Origin of the sequence: Kitasatospora sp. NPDC056327, from assembly GCF_042261735.1 — a bacterium.
Taxonomy (GTDB): domain Bacteria; phylum Actinomycetota; class Actinomycetes; order Streptomycetales; family Streptomycetaceae; genus Kitasatospora.
On sequence record NZ_JBHJRC010000015.1, the window covers coordinates 1 to 17,147 of the forward strand.

Consider the following 17,147-nt stretch of genomic DNA (forward strand, 5'->3'; position numbering starts at 1 on the left):
GTTCCCGGGGTGCGCCGCCGTCGTGCCTGCCGGGCCGGCCGGTGCGGGCTAACGAGCCGCCGCGCGGGCGGTCTCGGCCCGCAGGAAGTCCGCAAGCCGGCCGACGCCCTCCGCGATCCGGTCCGGCGTCAGCGAGCTGATGGAGAGCCGGAGCCGCCGCTCCCCGCCGCCGGCCGGGTAGAACGGCGCCATCGGGGTCCAGAGCACGCCGAACTCCCGTGCGCAGCGCTCCATGGCCGCGTCGTCGGCGGCGAACGCCACCGTGAGCACCGCGAAGAAGCCGCCCTCCGGCACGTTCCAGGACAGGCCCAGGCGGGCGCGCTCGGCTGCCGGGAACCTCAGCTCCAGCTCGGCGAGCAACCGGTCCATGGCGGCCGCGTAGTGGGCCGTGGCGGGGGCGTTGGCGGCCCGCAGCCGGCAGTCGTGGGTGAGCAGCATGCCGCCGATGACGGCCTGGCTGAGCGCCGGGGTGTTGACCGTCGTCATGCTCTTCAGCTTCGCCAACTCGTCGGCCAGCAGGGTGCGCCGCCCGCCGGGGCCGGCCACCTCCTGGTCGGCGACGACGTAGCCGAGCCGGGCGCCGGGGAAGCAGGTCTTGGCGAAGGAGCCCAGGTAGACGACCCGGCGGTCGCGGTCCAGTGCCTTGAGGGTGGGCCGCTCCCCCGCGTCCCGGGCGAAGAAGCCGTACGGGTTGTCCTCGATGACGAGCAGGTCCTCCGCGGCGGCCGTCTCCAGCAGCCGGGCGCGGGCCGGCAGGGGCATCGAGGTTCCGGACGGGTTGGCGAAGTCCGGCACCACGTACAGCGCGCGCGGGCGCCGGCCGGCGGCGCGGACCTCCCGGGCGGCGGCGCGCACGGCGGCCGGGTCCGGGCCGCCGTCCGGGCCCTCGGGGACGGGGACGGTGGTCAGGTCGAGCAGCCGGGCGGCGCCGGTGACCCCCACGTAGCAGGGCGAGCTGACCAGCAGGACGTCGTCCGGACCGGCGCAGAGCGCGCGCAGCGTCAGCAGCATGCCCTCCTGGGCACCGACGGTCAGCACGAGCGCCCCGGGGGCCACGGCGAGGTTCTCGTCGTGGGCCAGGGTGCGGGCCACCAGGTCGTTGATGACGCCCTTGGTCGGGCCGTACTGGAACAGCGTGGTGCGGATCGCGTCGCGGTCCAGGCCGGTCGCGGCCAGGTGGTCGAGGTAGGCGTCCAGGTAGGCGGGCACGTCCTCGGGCTCGAAGAAGCCCTCGTACGGGCGACCGGGGGCGAAGGAGACCGCCTGCGGGTAGCGGGTGGTGACCTCGTTGAGGAAGGTCATCGCGTCCAGCAGCGGGTCCGCGAGGGAGGCGTGCAGCTCCGCTAGCGGCAGGGTGACGGGCCGTCCGGCACCCGGAGCGGCGGACGGCGGCACGGCGGACGGCGACGGCACCGGGGCGGCGGCGGGCGCGGGGGCGCTCACGCGAGGGCCTCCCGCAGCCGGGCCGCGGCGTACGCCTGGGCCTCGGCGGCGCCGTCCAGCGTGCCGGTCATCGCGAAGAACCCGTGCGGCATGCCGTCCCAGCGGCGCAGCTCGACGGGGACCCCCGCCGCGTCCAGCGCCCGCGCGTACTCCTCGCCCTCGTCCCGCAGCGGGTCGTACTCGGCGGTGATGACGGTGGCGGGCGGCAGGTCCGTCAGGTCCGGGGCGCGCAGCGGGGAGGCGTGCGGGTGGGCGCCGTCGGCCGGGTCGGCCAGGTAGTTGCCCCAGTACCAGGCGACCGAGCGGCGGTTGAACAGCGCCGGGTCGTCGTGCTCGCGCAGCGAGGGGGTGTCCGCCAGGGCGTCGGTGTTCGGGTAGACGAGCAGCTGGTGGCGCAGGGCCGGGCCGTCCTCGTCCCGGGCCAGCAGGGCGAGCACGGCGGCGAGGTTGCCGCCCGCGCTGTCGCCGGCGACGGCGAGGCGGCCGGCGTCCAGGCCGAGCCCGTCCGCGTGGGCGGCGAGCCAGCGGGCGGCGGCGGCGCTGTCGTGGACGGCGGCGGGGAACGGGTGCTCGGGGGCGAGGCGGTAGCCGACCGAGGCGGTCGCGCAGCCGACCGCGTTGGTCAGCGCGCGGCAGATCGCGTCGCTGGTGTCGGGCGAGCCGAGGGTCCAGCCGCCGCCGAACAGGTAGAGCAGGACGGGCGGGCGGCGGCCGTCGGCGGGCGGCGCGGGCCGGTACAGGCGCAGTGCGAGCTCGCCGCCGGGGCCGGGGAGGCGGTGCTCCTCGACGGCGGCGACGGGCTCGGGGGTGCCGGCGGCGGCGCGGATGTCGGCGAGGTCGGCGGCGCGGGCCTCGGCCACGGTGAGGCTGTAGAGCGGGGCCGTGCCGGCGCTCGCACGGCGGTCGCGCAGCGCCTGGGCCTGGGGGTGCAGGGGCATCGGGGTTCCTCGGGGCGGCTGGTCGCCCGGCGCCGGGGCGCCGGGCGGGTGGGCCTGGTCAGCGGTCGGCCTCGACGTAGACGGTCTCGTCGGTGCGGAAGGGGGTGTCCAGGTCGGCGACGTCGGGGCGGGCGCCCTCGCGGTAGGCGCAGTGGCGGATCCCCCCCTCCTCGAAACCGGCCAGGGTGAGCACGTGCTTCAGCTCGTCGAGGTCGTAGATCCACTGGTGACCGTAGTACCGGAAGATCTGGTTGACCAGGAAGGCGGGCCGCGCGGGCATCGGCGGACCGAAGCCGGTGGTGACCAGCCGGCGGCGGTGCCGGGTGAGGAAGCCGTTCCCGGTGGCGTAGCCGACCAGGTAGCGGGCGAGGTCCGGGGTGGTGATCCGCAGGACGCCGCCGGGGCGCAGCACCCGCCGGGCCTCGCGCAGCCAGCCGACCGCGACGGGCATGGTGACGTGCTCGATGAGGTGCTCGGCGTAGACCCAGTCGACGCTGGCGTCGGCGAAGGGCAGCGGCTCGGAGACGTCGAGCTGGGTGAACCAGCGGTCGCCGTCGACCCGGTAGAGCGTGCCGGGTGCGGTGACGGCGTCCGGGCCGCGCAGGGCGGTGAGGTCGGTGCCGAGGCCGGCCGGGTGGGCGGTGCGGAAGGCGGCGAACTCGATGCCGGTGATGCCGAGGTCGGTGAAGTCGCGGTGGTCGTACGGGAGCCCGCCGGCGGCGGGCTCCAGCGTGCGGCAGGTGGCGACGTCGGCGCTGAACCGGTCGAGCTGCCCGGCGAGGCCGTCGGGGTCGTCCCAGTCCCAGCCGGGGAAGGCTTCCTGCTTGGTCATGGTCTCGGGTCTTTCGTGAGGTCGTTCGGGGTGCTGTGCGCGCACGGGGCGTCAGACCGGCCAGGGCGCGAGGGCGGTGCGGTCCAGGTCGCCGGCGGTGGGCCGGCCCAGCAGCGCCATGGTGTGCTCCAGTTCGTCGCGCAGCAGGCCGAGCACCTCGCCGACGCCGTGCTCGCCGCCGGTCGCCAGGCCCCAGAACGCCGGGCGGCCGACCAGGACGGCGCGGGCACCGAGGGCGAGGGCGACGGCGATGTCGGCGCCGCCGCGCACGCCGCCGTCGAGCAGCGCCGGGATGTGCGGCGGCAGGGCGTCGACGACCTCGGGCAGGGCGGCGAGGGCGGGCAGGGCGCCGTCGAGCTGGCGGCCGCCGTGGTTGGAGACGACGACCGCGTCGATCCCGTGGTCGGCGGCGCGCCGGGCGTCCTCCGCGGTCAGCACGCCCTTGAGGACCAGCGGCAGCCTGCTGCGTTCGCGCAGCCAGGCGAGGTCGGCCCAGGTCAGGGTGGGGTCGAACTGCTCGCGCGCGTGCTCGGCGATGCCCGAGCCGCCCCGGTCCGCGCGGTGGGTGGCGCTCATCAGGGCGGGGTCGAGGTTGACGGCGCGGACTTCCGGCGGGACGGCGAAGCCGTTGCGCAGGTCGCGCAGCCGCCGGCCGATCCGGGGGGCGTCGACGGTGAGCAGCAGGGCGCCGAAGCCGGCCGCCTCGGCGCGTTCGACGAGGGAGGCGAGGGCGTCGCGGCGGCGGAGCCAGTAGAGCTGGAGCCAGAGGGGTCCGGTCGCGGCGGCGGCGATCTCCTCCAGGGGGGTACTGGCGAAGATCCCGGCGACGAGCAGGGCGCCTGCCTTTCCGGCCGCCCGGGCGGTCGCGGTTTCACCGTCCGGATGGACCAGCCGGTGGTAGGCCATCGGGGCAATTCCCACCGGCAGCGCGAGCGTTGTGCCGAGCAGGTCGACGGCCGGCGTGCAGACGGAGACGTCGACGAGCGTGCGCGGGCGGAACGCGTAGCGTCCGAACATTTCCCGGTTGGCCGCCGCAGTGCGTTCCGCACCGGCGCCGCCTTCGATGAAGTCCCAAATTTCTGGGGGCAGTTGATCGCGCGCCGCGCGTTCGATCCCGGCCAGCGTGAGTGGTGTCACGGGCGTCCTCGTTCCCGGGCCGGCCGCGCTCGGACCGGCCCACGGGTCGGCAGCGTAGGAGGTCTGGACCTGATTGGTATAGACCTTGATTTGACCAAACGTCTGTGCAATGGTCTGGCAACGGAATTGGACGTTATTGCTCGCGTTGACACGCGAAACACCGTTCAGGTGTCCATGACAAATCTCCTCACGTGTGGAGTGGCGTTGACCGGCTTTTCCCCTTCTTCACCGCCGCACGCCTCACCCCCGCACGCCGATGCTCCCGCCGACTGGGTCGACCGGGTGCTGTTGGCCGGCCCCGGGGGTGAGGAGTGCCTCCGCTTCGGCACGCCCGTCGACCGCGACGCCCTGCGCGCACTGGTCGCCGAGCAGGCCGGGCGGCTCACCGCGTCCGGCCTCGGCCCGGGCGGCACGGTCGCCCTGCGGCTGCCGCCCTCGCTGGGCTTCGTCGCGGCGCTCCTGGCCGCGTGGCGGCTGCGGGCCCAGGTGGCCCTGCTGGACCACCGGCTGACCGACCACGAGGTCGAGCTGGCGGTCGCCCGGCTCGCGCCGCAGGTGCTGGTCGGCTCCGCCTCCCGCCCCGCGGCGGCGCTGCGCGGCTACTCACTGGTCGACCCGGTGCCCGTCCGGCTGCCCGCCGGACGGCCCGCCGCGACCGGCCACGCGCTGGTCCAGCTCAGCTCGGGCTCGACCGGCCCGGCCAAGGTGATCGCCCGCACCGCGAGCGACCTGATCCGCGAACTCGACTGCTACCGCAGGCTGGCGGCGTTCCCCGGCGAGGGCGAGCGGGTGGTCCTGCTCTCCTCGGTGGTGCACGTGCTCGGCCTGGTCGGCGGGCTGCTCAACAGCCTGCACGCGCGCGCCCCGCTCACCGTCCCGGACCGGATGACGGCGGCCGGCATCCTCGCCGCGGTCGCCGGCGACCACCGGCCGACCACCGTCGTCGGCGTCCCCTTCCACGCCGAGCTGCTGGCCGGCGCGTCCGGCCCGCCGGAACTGCCCCAGCTGCGCCGGATGGTGGTGGCCGGCGAACTCGTCCGGCCGGGCCTGGCCGCCGCGTTCACCGCGCGGTACGGCGTCCCGCTCGGCACCATGTACGGCATGACCGAGACCGGGGTGATCGCCACCGACCTGGACGGCACCCTGCACCCGGCCAAGCAGCCCGTGCACGGCATGGAGTTCCGGCTCGTCGCCGGCGAGCTGCAGCTGCGCACCGCGGCCTCCCCCTACCCCGGGCTCGACGACCCGACCCGCTGGGCGGACGGCTGGCTGCACACCCGCGACGCCGCCGTCCTGGACGCCGGCACCGGCCTGGTCACCGTGCTGGGCCGCCGGGACTCGCAGGTCTCGATCGGCGGTCTCAAGGTGGACCTCACCGAGGTCGAGCGGACCCTCGCCGCACTGCCCCGGGTCCGCGAGGCCGTCGTGGTCTTCGACGACGGCGCGATCGAGGCCTACCTCTCCGCCGAGGACGACGCCGACCGGGCGCTCGTCCAGGACGGGCTCGCCCGGCAGCTCGCCGCCTACAAGCGGCCGCGCCGACTGGCCTTCCTCCCCCAGCTGCCCCGCACCGCCACCGGGAAGCTGCTCCGCGACCCCGCCGCGCTGCGCGCCGCCGCCGCCGCCGACTGACCCGGCGCACCCGGCCGCGATCCTCCTCCACCCGCACCGCCGAACCGGCCCAACGGGCAGCGGTGATTCCCCAACGGGCAGCCACGGACTTCCCGTTCGGGAACACCCGGGCCCGCCGGGGCCGTGTTCATCTCCCCGACAAAAACCACCGCGCGCACCGTCGTGCGCCCGGACAGAAGGAGCCCCCCATGCAGGACAGCATCCGCGCGTTCGTCCTCGCCGCGCTGGCCGAGATGCAGTACGACGTCTCCGAGGTCACCGGCGACACCGACCTCGGCCCGGCCGGCCTGGACCTCGAATCGCTCGCCCTGGCCGACCTCTCGGTCCAGGTCGAGGACGAGTACGGGGTCAAGTTCGACCTCGACGAGATGGAGACCACCGCGCTGATGACGCTCGACGAGTTCACCGCCGACGTCGCGGCCCGGATCGCCGCCGCCACCGCCACCGCCGCCTCGGGCAGCCCGGCGTGACCGAGGTCGCCCGCCCCGACCGGACCGAGGTGCTGACGATGCTCGCGGCGTTCGGGCAGCGCGCCGTCGAGGAGGTCCCGGACGAGCTCGGATCGCTCGAACTCACGTGGCTGATAGCCGAGTTCGAGCAGCGCTACGGCATCGAGCCGGACCTCGACGACGAGGCCTTCGAGGCCGTCCGCACGGTGGACGACGCCGTCGAGGTGTTCCGCGCGGCCGTCCGCGCGGCCGGCGGTCCGGCCGTCGGGGCCGACGCCGGCACCGGAACCGGCTCCGCGGCGGGAGCCGCCCGGTCATGAACCGCCATGCCCCGTCCGCCGTCCGGCCCGTGGTGACCGGCGTCGGCGTGCTCAGCGCGGCCGGCGACGGCCCCGCCGCGCTCGCCGAGGCCGTCGTCCACGGAAAGGCCGCGTTCGGCACGGTCACCCGGTTCGACGTCTCGGCCCGCCGGACCACGCGCGCCGCGCTGCTGCCCGAGCCGCGCCCGCTCGCCGACGCCGTGCTCGACGCCGTGGGTCAGGCCTGCCGGCAGGCCGGCCTGGACCCGGCGGGCCCCGGCGACGGCCCACCGGTGCTGCTCGCCCTGCACAGCGACCTGCACACCCGCGCCACCGCCGGGGCGGTCGCCGCCGGTGCCGCCGCGGCCTGGGGCACCCCCGGGGTCACCCGGACCTACACCGGTGCCTGCGTCGCGGCCGGCACCGCCGTCGCCGACGCGGCCGCGCTGGTCGCCGCCGGCCGCCACCCCCGGGTCCTGGTCGCCGCCGGACACCTGGTCGAACCGGGCGTCTTCGCCGCCTTCGACGCCGGCCGCGCGCTGGCCCGCGACGGCGAACTGCGCCCGTTCAGCACCGGCCGCACCGGCACCCTGCTCGGCGACGCGACCGCCGCCGTGCTGGTCGAGGCCGAACCGGAGGCCGAGCGGCGCGGCGCGCCCGTACTCGCCCGGCTGGCCGGCTGGGGCCGCACCGGCGACGCCCACCACGTCTGCCGCCCCCACCCGACGGGCGACGGCGTGGCCCGGGCCGTCGAGGCGGCGCTGGCCCGGGCCGGCATCGCCCCGGAGGAGGTCGGCTACGTCAACGCCAACGGCACCGGCTCCCCGCTGTCCGACCGGGCGGAGGCCGACGCGCTGCGCCGGGTCTTCGGCGCGCACACCGCGCGGCTGCCGGTCAGTTCCAGCAAGGCCGTGCACGGCCACGCCCTGGAGGCCTCCGCACTGCTCGAACTCGTCGTGACCGTCCAGACGCTGACCGAGGGCCTGCTGCCGGTCAACGCCGGCTGGCTCGGCCCCGACCCGGAGATCGGCCTGGACCTCGTGCTCGACGGCCCGCGCGCCGCCCGGCCGCGCTACGCGCTCACCCTCAACTCCGCCTTCGGCGGCGCCAACACCGCACTCCTGGTGGCCGCCCGATGACCGCGCTGCGCATCCTCGCCGAGGCCGCCTGGCCCGACCCCGACGCCCGCGGGCCCGAGCAGTTGCCCCCGCTGCCCGGCTTCGCCGCGTCCTCCTTCAACCCCCTGGTGGCCGAGACCGCCGAACGCTGCCTGCGGGCCCGGCACGGCGCGGCCCCGGCCCCCGGCCGGACCGCCCTGCTGCTGGCCAGCGCGAGCGGCGACCGCGCCACCGCCCGCGCCATCGACGAGGCCGCCGCCGACACCGGCCGGCGGATGCCGCCGCTGCTCTTCTTCCAGTCCAACCCGAACGCCGTGCTCGGGCACATCGCCGCCCGCTGGGGCCTGACCGGCCCGGTGGTGGCGATCAGTCCGACCCTGGTCCCGCCGCCCGGGAGGGTCCCGCAGGACGCGTTGGACCTCGCCGAGCAGCTGCTCGCGGACGGCGACGCCGACCAGGTGCTCGTCATCGCCGCCGAACAGGCGGACACCGACGGCACCGAAGACGGCGCCGCCGCCCCCGACGGCGCGCCCGGCGGCACCCACGGCCCGGCCGGTCCGGACGGCAGCGGCAGCGGCAGCGGCAGCGGAACCACCGACCGGGCCGTCGCCCTGCTGGTGGCCCTCGCCTGACCCCGCGCCCTCGCCCGGCCCCGCGCCCTCCCCCCTCCACCCGAACCGGAGCCCGACCGACCCGAACCCGCCGAACCCCCGCGCACCACCGGCGCGAGCGGTCCCCCACCCGCCGCGTCCCGCCGCCGCACACCCGCACCCGCACGCCCCGCACGCCCGCACCCCGGGAGGGATCCACCCCGTGAGCATCCGCAGTATCCGCACCCTGCTGGCCGACGACCCGGCCGTCGGCGCCGGCAACGTCCTCACCAGCCGCCTCGCACTCGGCCTCGGTCTCGACGAGCCGCTGCTGACCTTCGACACGCCGGTGGACGACCACGCCGCCTGGCAGCCCTTCACCCTCACCGAGCTGGACCGCGCCGTCCGCGCCCGGGCCGCCGCCCTGCACGGCCTCGGCATCGGCCGCCGCGACCCGGTGGTGGTGTACGCGGGCGACGCCGCCGACCACGTGCTCTCCTTCCTGGCGCTCGCCCGGCTCGGCGCGATCCCCGCGCTGCTCAACCCCAACCTGGACGGCGAGCGGGCCGCCCGCTACATCGCCAAGCTCGGCCCGGTCGGCGTCCTCGCCGACGAGGCGCACCTGGCCGCGCTGGCCGGCCACGAGACCGGCGCCCCGGCCCTCCCGGAGATCTCCACCCTCGGCTCCGGCGACCCGGAGGCCGCCCCCGAGCCCTACCGGCACTGGTCCGGCGACCCGGTGGCGATCACCCACTCCTCCGGCACCACCGGCATGCCCAAGGCCGTGGTGCACTCGCACGCGAGCCTGTACGCGGCGATCCGCCACCGCGCCCGGCTGCCCCGCCCGCAGGGCCAGGAGCGGATGCTCAGCGCGCTGCCCGCGCCGCACGCCGCCACCCTGATCGCGGTCAACCTCGCGCTCGCCTCGCACACCGAACTCGCCGTGCTCTCCAGCCAGTCCGGCGCCGGCGTGCTGGACGCGATCGAGCAGTGGCGCCCCACCGGCGTGGTCGGCTTCGCCGCCACCTGGGCCGACCTCGCCCACCACGACCTGGCCGCGCGGAAGCTGGACTCGGTCGCGCTCTGGTGGAACACCGGCGACTGCGCCCACGAGGTGCACATCCGCCGGCTGGTCGCCGCCGGCAGCCGCGCCTCGGTGACCCGCGAGGGCCGGGTCCGGGTGCCCGGCTCGCTGTTCGTGGACGGCCTCGGCTCCACCGAGATGGGCCACTCGCACTTCTTCATCACCCACGGCCCGGACACCGAGCGGTACGGCCGCTGCGTGGGCCGCCCGCACGCCTTCGTCGACTGCGAACTGGTCGGCCCGGACGGCGAGCCGCTCGGCCCCGGCGAGGTCGGCGAACTCGCCACCACCTCACCGACCCTGGCGCTCGGCTACTGGAACGACTCCACCACCACCTACCGCACCCGGCTGCGCGGGCGCTTCCTCACCGGCGACCTCATGTACCGGGACGAGGAGGGGTACTACTACCACGTCGACCGGGCCGTCGACTCGGTCGAACTCGCCGACGGCAAAAGGCTGTTCACCGCGATGTCGGAGGAGCGGGTGCTGGCCGCCTGCCCCGACGCGCTGGACTGCACGGTGGTCGCGGTCCGCGACGGCGACCGGGTGGTCACCGACGTCCTGCTGATCCTGGCCGCCGGCGCCGACCCGGCCGCCGACCGCACCAAGGCCGTCACCGCCGCCCTGGACGAGGCCACCGCGGCCACCGTCCGCCAGGTCGTCGTGGTCGCCGGGGACGACATCCCGGTCGGCCCGACCGGCAAGGTGCGCAAGGTGCTGCTGCGCCGGCGCTACCTCGACTCGGTCGCCGGAGCGGACACCGCCGGGACCCCGGCCGTCACCGCCGGAGCGGGCGCGTGAGCGCCGCCGCGGTCCGCGCCGCCCGCCGCCCCGGCGCCGTGGTCACCGGCCTCGGCCTGGTCACCCCGCTCGGCCGCAAGCCCGCCGAGGTCTTCGACGCGCTGACCGCCGGACGCTCCGGCATCCGCGCCCTGCCCGAGGGCCACGCCGCCCACGGCTGGCTGACCGCCGCCGGCATCGCCCCGGCGGTGGACGGCCGCGAGGTGCTGCCGCCCACCGAGACCCGCTGCGTGGACCGGTTCGTGCTGCTCGCGCTGGCCGCCGCCGACGACGCGCTCGCCGACGCCGGCATCGTGGTCGGCCGGGACGCCGACCCGCACCGCACCGCCGTGGTCCTGGCCACCGGCGGCGGCGGGCTGGAGACCTTCGAGCAGCAGTCCCACCGGCGCCTCGAACGCGGCCGCCCCGGTGTCAGCCCGTACCTGCTGCCCGGCATGCTCTCCAACATGGCCACCGCCCGGATCGCCATCAAGCACGGCATCCGCGGCTTCAGCACGGCCATCGTGACGGCCTGCGCGGCCGGCGCCCAGGCCGTCGCCGAGGGGCTGCGGCTGATCCGCGCCGGCGACGCCGACGTGGTGGTGTGCGGCGGCACCGAGTCCTCGCTGCACCCGACGATCGCCGCCGCGTTCACCAACGCCCGTGCGCTGTCATCCGGCTGGGAAGACCCCGCACAGGCCAGCCGGCCCTTCGACAGCCGCCGCAACGGCTTCGTGCTGGGCGAGGGCAGCGCCGTCCTGATCCTGGAGAGCCCCGAGCACGCCGCCGCCCGCGGCGCCGCCGGCTACGCCGAGCTCACCGGCTGGGGCGCCTCCACCGACGCCCACCACCCCACCATGCCGCGCCCGGACGGCGCGGGCGCCGCCGACGCGATGCGCGCCGCGCTCGCCAACGCGGGCCTGGCACCGTCCGCCGTCGGCTACGTCAACGCCCACGGCACCGGGACCAAGCTCGGCGACGTCGCCGAGACCGCCGCGCTGCGCGCCGTCTTCGGCGAGCACCGGCCCGCGGTCAGCTCCACCAAGGGCGCCACCGGCCACCTGCTGGGCGCCGCGGGGGCGCTGGAGGCCGCGGTCACCGTGCTCGCGCTGGCCCGCGGCACCCTGCCGCCCACGCTCAACCTCGACGAGCCGGACCCGGCCTGCGACCTGGACCACGTCCGGGGCGCGGCCCGCGCCGTCCCGCTCACCGCGGCCCTGAGCAACGCCTTCGCCTTCGGCGGGCACAACCTCAGCCTGGTCTTCGAGCCCGCCTCCACCGCGTCCCTCCGCTGACACCGCCCGGCTCGGCGGCACGGACACCCGTGCCAGGCCCCTCGTCAACTCGCGACCCCCCGGGGGAGATCCCGTTGTCCATCCAGTCCATCGCCCATGTCGAGTACCACTGCGCCGACGCCGACGCCACCGCCGCGGAGCTCTGCGCCGACTACGGCTTCGCCGCCGTCCCGCCCGAGCCCGAACAGCTCGCCACCGCCGAGTCCGCGAACGCGCGCACCGTCCTGCTGCGCCAGAGCGGCATCCGCTTCCTGCTGCGCTCCGCCACCGACCCGGCCCACCCGGTGGCCCGCTACGCGGCCCGGCACGGCGAGGGCGTCGCGGCCCTCGCGCTCTCCTGCCCCGACCCGCAGGCCGCCCTGGACCGTGCCGAACGGCACGGCGCCCGGGTGCTGGACCGGGCCGGCGGCCTGGTGGCCGGGTTCGGCGACACCGCGCTGCGCTTCGTCCCGGAGTCGGCGGCCGCGCCCGAGCCCGCCGACGGCCGCTCCGAGCGGCTGCTGGACGCCCTCGACCACGCCGCGATCTGCGTCCCGGCCGGCGAGCTGGCGAACGCGGTGAAGTTCTGCGAGGCCGCGCTCGGCATGCACCGGATCTTCGGCGAGTACATCGAGGTCGGCGAGCAGGCGATGGACTCCAGCGTCGTCCAGAGCGCCTCCGGCGAGGTCACCTTCACCCTCATCGAGCCCGACACCACCCGCCGCCCCGGCCAGATCGACACCTTCCTCGCCGACCACGACGGCGCCGGCGTCCAGCACCTGGCGTTCCGCACCGAGGACATCGCCACCGCCGTGCGCACCGTCCGCGGGCGCGGCGTGGCCTTCCTCACCACCCCCGGCACCTACTACGACGCGCTCGCCGAGCGCCTCGGCGCCACCGCCATCCCCGTGGAGACCCTGCGCGAGCTGGACGTGCTGGTCGACCAGGACCACGGCGGACAGCTGTTCCAGATCTTCGCCCGCTCCACCCACCCCCGCCGGACGTACTTCGTGGAGCTGATCGAGCGCCAGGGTGCCGGCACGTTCGGCACCGCCAACATCAAGGCCCTCTACGAGGCCGTCGAGCGGCAGCGCGCCGCCGCCTCCGTCTGATCCCACCCGCGCCGTCACCGTACTGGAGGCCCGACCCCCCATGACCACCGCACCCGAGTTCCACCTCACCGAGGCCGAACGCGCCCTGCTGCCCACCCCCGAGGAGGTGGCCGGCTACCTGGAGCACGGCTTCTACCTCTCCCGCAGGCTGTTCAGCGACGAGGAGCTGGACACCCTGCAGGCCGCCACCGAGCGGTACTACGAGGGCCACCGCGACCGCGAGCTGCCGGTCCGGCCGCCGCGCCTGGCCTCCTGGGACCCCTCGCACGGCCCGGTCCAGCGGCACAACGACTACGTGCACTACGAGAGCGACGCCATCGGCGCCGTCCTGCGCAAGCCGCTGCTCGGCGCCGTCGCCGCGCTGCTCGCCGAGGCCGAGGAGATCCGGATCTTCCAGGCGACCCTCATCTACAAGCCGCCGGTGCCGCAGGAGCCCAGCAACCAGGTGCCGTGGCACTTCGACAAGCACTACTGGCAGACCTCGACCTCGGAGCGGATGCTCACCGCGTTCCTGCCGTTCCACGACTGCGCCGAGGAGAACGGCACCATCACCATGGTGGACGGCAGCAACCGCTGGAAGGAGCTGCCCTCCGAGGAGGACTCCACCCGGCACTTCGCCGACCGCGACAACTCCGAGCTGGACGGCATCCTGGACGCCAACGCGGCGTACAACGGCACCGTGGTCCGCAAGGTCCCGATGATCATCCCGCGCGGGCACGTCAGCTTCCACCACTGCCTCACCTACCACGGCAGCGGCCCCAACCTGGCCTCCTACCCGCGCCGGGCGGTCTCGCTGCACCTCCAGGACGGCGGCAACGAGTACCGGCCGGCCACCCGCCCGGACGGCGGGACGGTGGTGTACAACCACGACGTGCTGGTCCGCCGCACCGCCGACGGCCGCCCCGACTACGCCGACCCCGACTTCTGCCCGACCGTCTGGCGGGGCGCCCGGTGACGACCACGGCACCGGGGACGGCACCGGCGGCTGCCCCCGCCGGGGCCGTCCCCCCGGCCCCCGCCGTCGCCGCCCTCGACACGCCCGAGCGGCGGTACCGGATGCTGCGGCTGATCCGCTCCTTCGAGGAGCGGGGGCTCGACCTGGTGAAGTCCGGGGTGATCACCGGCGGCATCCACCCGTACATCGGGCAGGAGGCCGTCGCGGTCGGCGTCTGCGCCGCGCTCGGCGCCCGGGACCGGCTCGCCTCCACCCACCGCGGGCACGGCCACGTCCTGGCCCGCGGCCTGGAGCCGGCCCGGCTGCTGGCCGAGCTGGCCGGACGGACCGGCGGCTCGAACCGCGGCCGGGGCGGCTCGATGCACGCCGCCGACCTGCGGCTGGGCATCCTCGGCGCCAACGGCATCGTCGGCGCCGGCGCGCCGATCGCGGTCGGCGCCGCCTGGGCCGACCTGCGGGCCGGCTCGGACGCGGTCGCGGTCGCCTTCTTCGGCGACGGCGCGCTCAACCAGGGCGTGCTGCTGGAGTCGCTCAACCTGGCCGCGATGTGGCGGCTGCCGGTGCTCTTCGTCTGCGAGAACAACGGCTACGCGACCACCCTGCCCGCCGGCACCGCGGTGGCCGGCAGCGCGACCGGCCGGGCCGCCGCGTTCGGCATCCCGGCCGCCGAGGTCGACGGCATGGACACCGAGGCGGTCCGGACCGCCGCCGAGGAGGCCGTCGCCCGGGCCAGGGCCGGCGGCGGGCCGGGCTTCCTGGAATGCCGCACCTACCGGTTCGAGGGCCACCACACCATGGAACGGCGGATGAAACTGCACTACCGCACCCCCGAGGAGGTGGCCGCCTGGCGCGAGCGCGACCCGCTCCCCCGGGCCGCCGCCGCGATCGGCGCCGAACGGGCCGCCGCGCTGGACGCCGAGGTGGCCGCCGAACTCGCGGCCGCCGAGGAGTTCGCGCTCGCCTCCCCGCACCCGGACCCGGCCGGGGCCGCCGACCACCTGTACGCCTCCGGCCTGCGGCCCCGGGCAGGGGTGGTGGCATGAGGCTCTCCTACACCAAGGCGCTCAACCGGGCGCTGGCCGACGAGCTGGCCGGCGACCCCGCGGTCTGCGTGTTCGGCGAGGACATCGGCGCCGGGATGGCCGGACCCACCCTGGGTCTGCTGGACCGGTTCGGGCCGGAGCGGATCGTCGACACCCCGCTCTCCGAGCAGGCCTTCACCGCGATGGCGCTCGGCGCGGCCCTGGCCGGGCGGCGGCCGGTGCTGGAGTTCCAGATCCCCTCGCTGCTGTTCCTGGTCTTCGAGCAACTGGTCAACCAGGCGCACAAGTTCTCGCTGATGACCGGCGGTCAGGCGGGCGTCCCGCTGACCTGCCTGGTCCCCGGCTCGGGCTCCCGGGACGGCTGGGCGGGCCAGCACTCGGACCACCCGTACAGCCTGTTCGCGCACGCCGGGATGAAGACCGTCGTGCCGGCCACGCCGACCGACGCCTACGGGCTGCTCCGCTCGGCGATCCGGGACCCCGACCCGGTGGTGGTCTTCGCGCCGGCCGCCGCGCTGGCGGTGCGCGAGACCGTCACCTGGGAGCTGGCCCCGGTGCCGCTGGGCAGCGCCCGGGTGCACCGCGCCGGCACGGACGTCACCCTGGTCGCCGTCGGACACCTGGTGCACGACGCGCTGGCGGTGGCCGAGGAGCTCGCCGGGGAGATCTCGGTCGAGGTGTTCGACCCGCGCACGCTGTACCCGTTCGACTGGGACGCGCTGGGCGCCTCGCTGGAGCGCACCGGACGGCTGGTGGTGATCGACGACTCCAACCGCAGCTGCGGGATCGGCGCCGAGGTGCTGGCCACCGCCGCCGAGGAGTTCCGGCTCGACGCCCCGCCGCGCCGGGTGACCCGGCCGGACGGCACGGTCCTGCCGTTCGCCCCGGTGCTCGACCGGGCGCTGCAGCCGGACCGGGAGCAGCTGCGGCACGCGCTGCGCGCCGTCATGAAGTGAGCAACCGCCGGCGACGGGCCCGGGGGCGGCCGTGAGGTTCCCCCGGGCCCGTCGCCGTGTCAGAGCACCTTGGGCACGGCCGCGAGCAGGTCCGGCAGCTCGTCCGACGGCTCCCGGTGACGGTGCAGCACGGCCCGCCCCTCCGTGCCGCGCAGCCGGGCGGCCAGCCGGGCCGGCAGCACCGCGGTGACCAGCAGACCGGTGCCGCCGAACCCCTCGACGCACCAGGAGACCCACGGCAGCGGGTAGTTGGCGGTCGGGCTGAAGAACACCGGCCGCTCGCCCTGGAAGCGCACGTCGTACAGGCCGAAGCGGCTCCAGTTGGAGAAGCTGAACCGGCGACGGGCCGGGTCGAAGCCGAGCGGCACGCACGAGGCCAGCCGGTCGCGGCCGAGCTCGGCCAGGAACAGCTGGTTGGCGCGCAGGTTGAGGTGCCCCTCGGCGTACTCGGACACCGCGGTGCGCAGTGCGCCGGCGAGCACGGCCGGGCCGTCCGCCGGGTCGTACGGCAGGTGGATGTCGCCGAGCAGGTTGCCGATCAGGGTGTCCGGCAGCCCGAGCGGGCGGCGGACGTTGACCGGGACGGTGAGCCAGCGGGTCTCCCGGTCGCCGTCCAGCTCCCGCAGGCTGTGCACGACATGGGCGCAGACCGCGTCGCCGGAGGAGAGCCAGCGGCCGGCCCCGGCGGCGAACTCCTCGCGCATCCGGGCGATCTCGGCGTCGCCGAAGTACAGCTGAACGGTGCGGTTGGCGCGCGGCCCGGCCGCCACCTCGCGGTCCAGCAGCGCGCGCTCGTCCGGACCGGGGACCCGGAAGCCGGGCCGGCCGCAGTCCTCGGCGGGCAGCACCCGGTCGAGCAACGCGTCCTGGTCCTCGACGAGTTCGACGTCCGGCAGCTCCTCGCCCTCGACCGCCGCGGCCCAGGCGCGCAGCAGCAGGGCGAAGCTGTGCAGGTCGCCGATCGCGTGGTGCCAGGAGCAGCCGATCACGGTGCCGCCGTCACCGGTGCGGGTGACCCGGACGCTCAGCAGCGGTCCGCCGCCGGTGCGGGCGGCCCGGGCGTCCAGCGGGTCGACGTGCTGGGCGCCGGGCGCGGTGACCCGCCCCATGGAGGCGGCGAGCGTGCCGTCGATCCGGTAACTCACCATCGGGACACCGGAGTCGTCGCAGACCGCCTCCAACACCCCGTCGACGGTGCGCAGTCGGCCGCCGAAGACCGGGACGCGCTCCAGCGCCCGGGCCAGGCCGGCGGCGAGCCGGTCCTCGTCGAGCATCCGCTCGAAGAACAGCACGACCGAGACGGAGAGGTCGGCGTACATGGTGTCGGACAGGCCGCAGCGGACCACCGTCCCGGAGGCGTTGCCGGATCTGACGGTGCGGGTTTCACGCAGCTGTGGCCAGACGCTCATCGACACATCCCGGGGCTGTTGGAGAGGCTTGTCGTGCGGAGTGCCCCGGACGACCGTGCAGATCACTCCGAACGATAGGGCAGGGTCATGGCAGCG

General features: G+C 76.1%; 16 protein-coding genes. 11 read left to right on the forward strand and 5 right to left on the reverse strand.

Going from position 1 to position 17,147, the window contains the following annotated elements; translation table 11 throughout:
- Positions 1-48 precede the first annotated feature (48 nt).
- From ACFCX4_RS04090 to ACFCX4_RS04105, 4 genes are read right to left on the reverse strand one after another with little or no spacing between them, the layout of a single operon-like run.
- Positions 49-1,443 carry a PLP-dependent aminotransferase family protein gene (locus tag ACFCX4_RS04090; RefSeq protein WP_376138756.1) on the reverse strand — a complete coding sequence of 465 codons (1,395 nt, stop codon included), beginning with the start codon at positions 1,441-1,443 and terminating at the stop codon, positions 49-51.
- The gene (locus ACFCX4_RS04095) at positions 1,440-2,381 is read right to left on the reverse strand and encodes an alpha/beta hydrolase (RefSeq protein WP_376138758.1); all 942 of its coding nucleotides are present in this window, start codon (positions 2,379-2,381) and stop codon (positions 1,440-1,442) included. Before ACFCX4_RS04095 ends, ACFCX4_RS04090 begins: the two co-directional genes overlap by 4 nt.
- Positions 2,382-2,439: 58 nt before the next feature.
- Positions 2,440-3,213, reverse strand: coding sequence for a methyltransferase domain-containing protein (locus tag ACFCX4_RS04100; RefSeq protein WP_376138760.1), 774 nt, complete (start codon positions 3,211-3,213; stop codon positions 2,440-2,442).
- A gap of 51 nt (positions 3,214-3,264) precedes the next feature.
- Positions 3,265-4,350 carry an alpha-hydroxy acid oxidase gene (locus tag ACFCX4_RS04105; protein WP_376138762.1) on the reverse strand — a complete coding sequence of 362 codons (1,086 nt, stop codon included), beginning with the start codon at positions 4,348-4,350 and terminating at the stop codon, positions 3,265-3,267.
- A 198-nt stretch (positions 4,351-4,548) separates the two neighbouring features.
- On the opposite strand from ACFCX4_RS04105, the gene ACFCX4_RS04110 reads away from it, so the two are divergent.
- The 11 genes from ACFCX4_RS04110 (at position 4,549) to ACFCX4_RS04160 (ending at position 15,642) form a co-directional block, all read left to right on the forward strand.
- Positions 4,549-5,982, forward strand: a complete 1,434-nt coding sequence (locus ACFCX4_RS04110; RefSeq protein ID WP_376138844.1) for a class I adenylate-forming enzyme family protein — start codon at positions 4,549-4,551, stop codon at positions 5,980-5,982.
- A 188-nt stretch (positions 5,983-6,170) separates the two neighbouring features.
- Positions 6,171-6,452, forward strand: coding sequence for a phosphopantetheine-binding protein (locus ACFCX4_RS04115; protein WP_376138764.1), 282 nt, complete (start codon positions 6,171-6,173; stop codon positions 6,450-6,452).
- Complete coding sequence (locus ACFCX4_RS04120; protein ID WP_376138766.1) at positions 6,449-6,751, forward strand: acyl carrier protein; 303 nt, start codon at positions 6,449-6,451, stop codon at positions 6,749-6,751. The genes ACFCX4_RS04115 and ACFCX4_RS04120 overlap by 4 nt, the downstream gene beginning before the upstream one ends.
- On the forward strand, positions 6,748-7,869 hold the full coding sequence (locus ACFCX4_RS04125) for a beta-ketoacyl-[acyl-carrier-protein] synthase family protein (protein WP_376138768.1): 1,122 nt from the start codon (positions 6,748-6,750) through the stop codon (positions 7,867-7,869). The genes ACFCX4_RS04120 and ACFCX4_RS04125 overlap by 4 nt, the downstream gene beginning before the upstream one ends.
- On the forward strand, positions 7,866-8,480 hold the full coding sequence (locus ACFCX4_RS04130; RefSeq protein ID WP_376138770.1) for a hypothetical protein: 615 nt from the start codon (positions 7,866-7,868) through the stop codon (positions 8,478-8,480). The genes ACFCX4_RS04125 and ACFCX4_RS04130 overlap by 4 nt, the downstream gene beginning before the upstream one ends.
- A 181-nt stretch (positions 8,481-8,661) precedes the next feature.
- Positions 8,662-10,323 (forward strand): class I adenylate-forming enzyme family protein, encoded by a 1,662-nt coding sequence (locus ACFCX4_RS04135; RefSeq protein WP_376138772.1) that lies wholly within the window; start codon positions 8,662-8,664, stop codon positions 10,321-10,323.
- Positions 10,320-11,597 carry a beta-ketoacyl-[acyl-carrier-protein] synthase family protein gene (locus tag ACFCX4_RS04140; RefSeq protein WP_376138774.1) on the forward strand — a complete coding sequence of 426 codons (1,278 nt, stop codon included), beginning with the start codon at positions 10,320-10,322 and terminating at the stop codon, positions 11,595-11,597. Before ACFCX4_RS04135 ends, ACFCX4_RS04140 begins: the two co-directional genes overlap by 4 nt.
- A gap of 74 nt (positions 11,598-11,671) precedes the next feature.
- A complete protein-coding gene (gene hppD / locus ACFCX4_RS04145; RefSeq protein WP_376138776.1) occupies positions 11,672-12,688 on the forward strand; it encodes a 4-hydroxyphenylpyruvate dioxygenase in 1,017 nt (338 codons plus the stop codon).
- A 40-nt stretch (positions 12,689-12,728) separates the two neighbouring features.
- Positions 12,729-13,643, forward strand: a complete 915-nt coding sequence (locus ACFCX4_RS04150) for a phytanoyl-CoA dioxygenase family protein (protein ID WP_376138778.1) — start codon at positions 12,729-12,731, stop codon at positions 13,641-13,643.
- Positions 13,640-14,686, forward strand: a complete 1,047-nt coding sequence (locus ACFCX4_RS04155; protein WP_376138780.1) for a thiamine pyrophosphate-dependent dehydrogenase E1 component subunit alpha — start codon at positions 13,640-13,642, stop codon at positions 14,684-14,686. Before ACFCX4_RS04150 ends, ACFCX4_RS04155 begins: the two co-directional genes overlap by 4 nt.
- Positions 14,683-15,642 carry an alpha-ketoacid dehydrogenase subunit beta gene (locus tag ACFCX4_RS04160; RefSeq protein WP_376138781.1) on the forward strand — a complete coding sequence of 320 codons (960 nt, stop codon included), beginning with the start codon at positions 14,683-14,685 and terminating at the stop codon, positions 15,640-15,642. Before ACFCX4_RS04155 ends, ACFCX4_RS04160 begins: the two co-directional genes overlap by 4 nt.
- Before the next feature lie 59 nt (positions 15,643-15,701).
- Here ACFCX4_RS04160 and ACFCX4_RS04165 read toward each other — a convergent pair whose 3' ends face one another.
- The gene (locus tag ACFCX4_RS04165) at positions 15,702-17,051 is read right to left on the reverse strand and encodes an acyltransferase (RefSeq protein ID WP_376138783.1); all 1,350 of its coding nucleotides are present in this window, start codon (positions 17,049-17,051) and stop codon (positions 15,702-15,704) included.
- Positions 17,052-17,147 lie beyond the last annotated feature (96 nt).

Excerpts from the sequence above, each read along its gene's own strand:
- ACFCX4_RS04150 (WP_376138778.1), top strand. The coding sequence starts at position 12,729 with ATGACCACCGCACCCGAGTTCCACCTCACCGAGGCCGAACGCGCCCTG.
- ACFCX4_RS04130 (WP_376138770.1), top strand. The coding sequence starts at position 7,866 with ATGACCGCGCTGCGCATCCTCGCCGAGGCCGCCTGGCCCGACCCCGAC.
- ACFCX4_RS04100 (WP_376138760.1), bottom strand. The coding sequence starts at position 3,213 with ATGACCAAGCAGGAAGCCTTCCCCGGCTGGGACTGGGACGACCCCGAC.
- ACFCX4_RS04115 (WP_376138764.1), top strand. The coding sequence starts at position 6,171 with ATGCAGGACAGCATCCGCGCGTTCGTCCTCGCCGCGCTGGCCGAGATG.
- ACFCX4_RS04160 (WP_376138781.1), top strand. The coding sequence starts at position 14,683 with ATGAGGCTCTCCTACACCAAGGCGCTCAACCGGGCGCTGGCCGACGAG.
- ACFCX4_RS04165 (WP_376138783.1), bottom strand. The coding sequence starts at position 17,051 with ATGAGCGTCTGGCCACAGCTGCGTGAAACCCGCACCGTCAGATCCGGC.
- ACFCX4_RS04095 (WP_376138758.1), bottom strand. The coding sequence starts at position 2,381 with ATGCCCCTGCACCCCCAGGCCCAGGCGCTGCGCGACCGCCGTGCGAGC.
- ACFCX4_RS04125 (WP_376138768.1), top strand. The coding sequence starts at position 6,748 with ATGAACCGCCATGCCCCGTCCGCCGTCCGGCCCGTGGTGACCGGCGTC.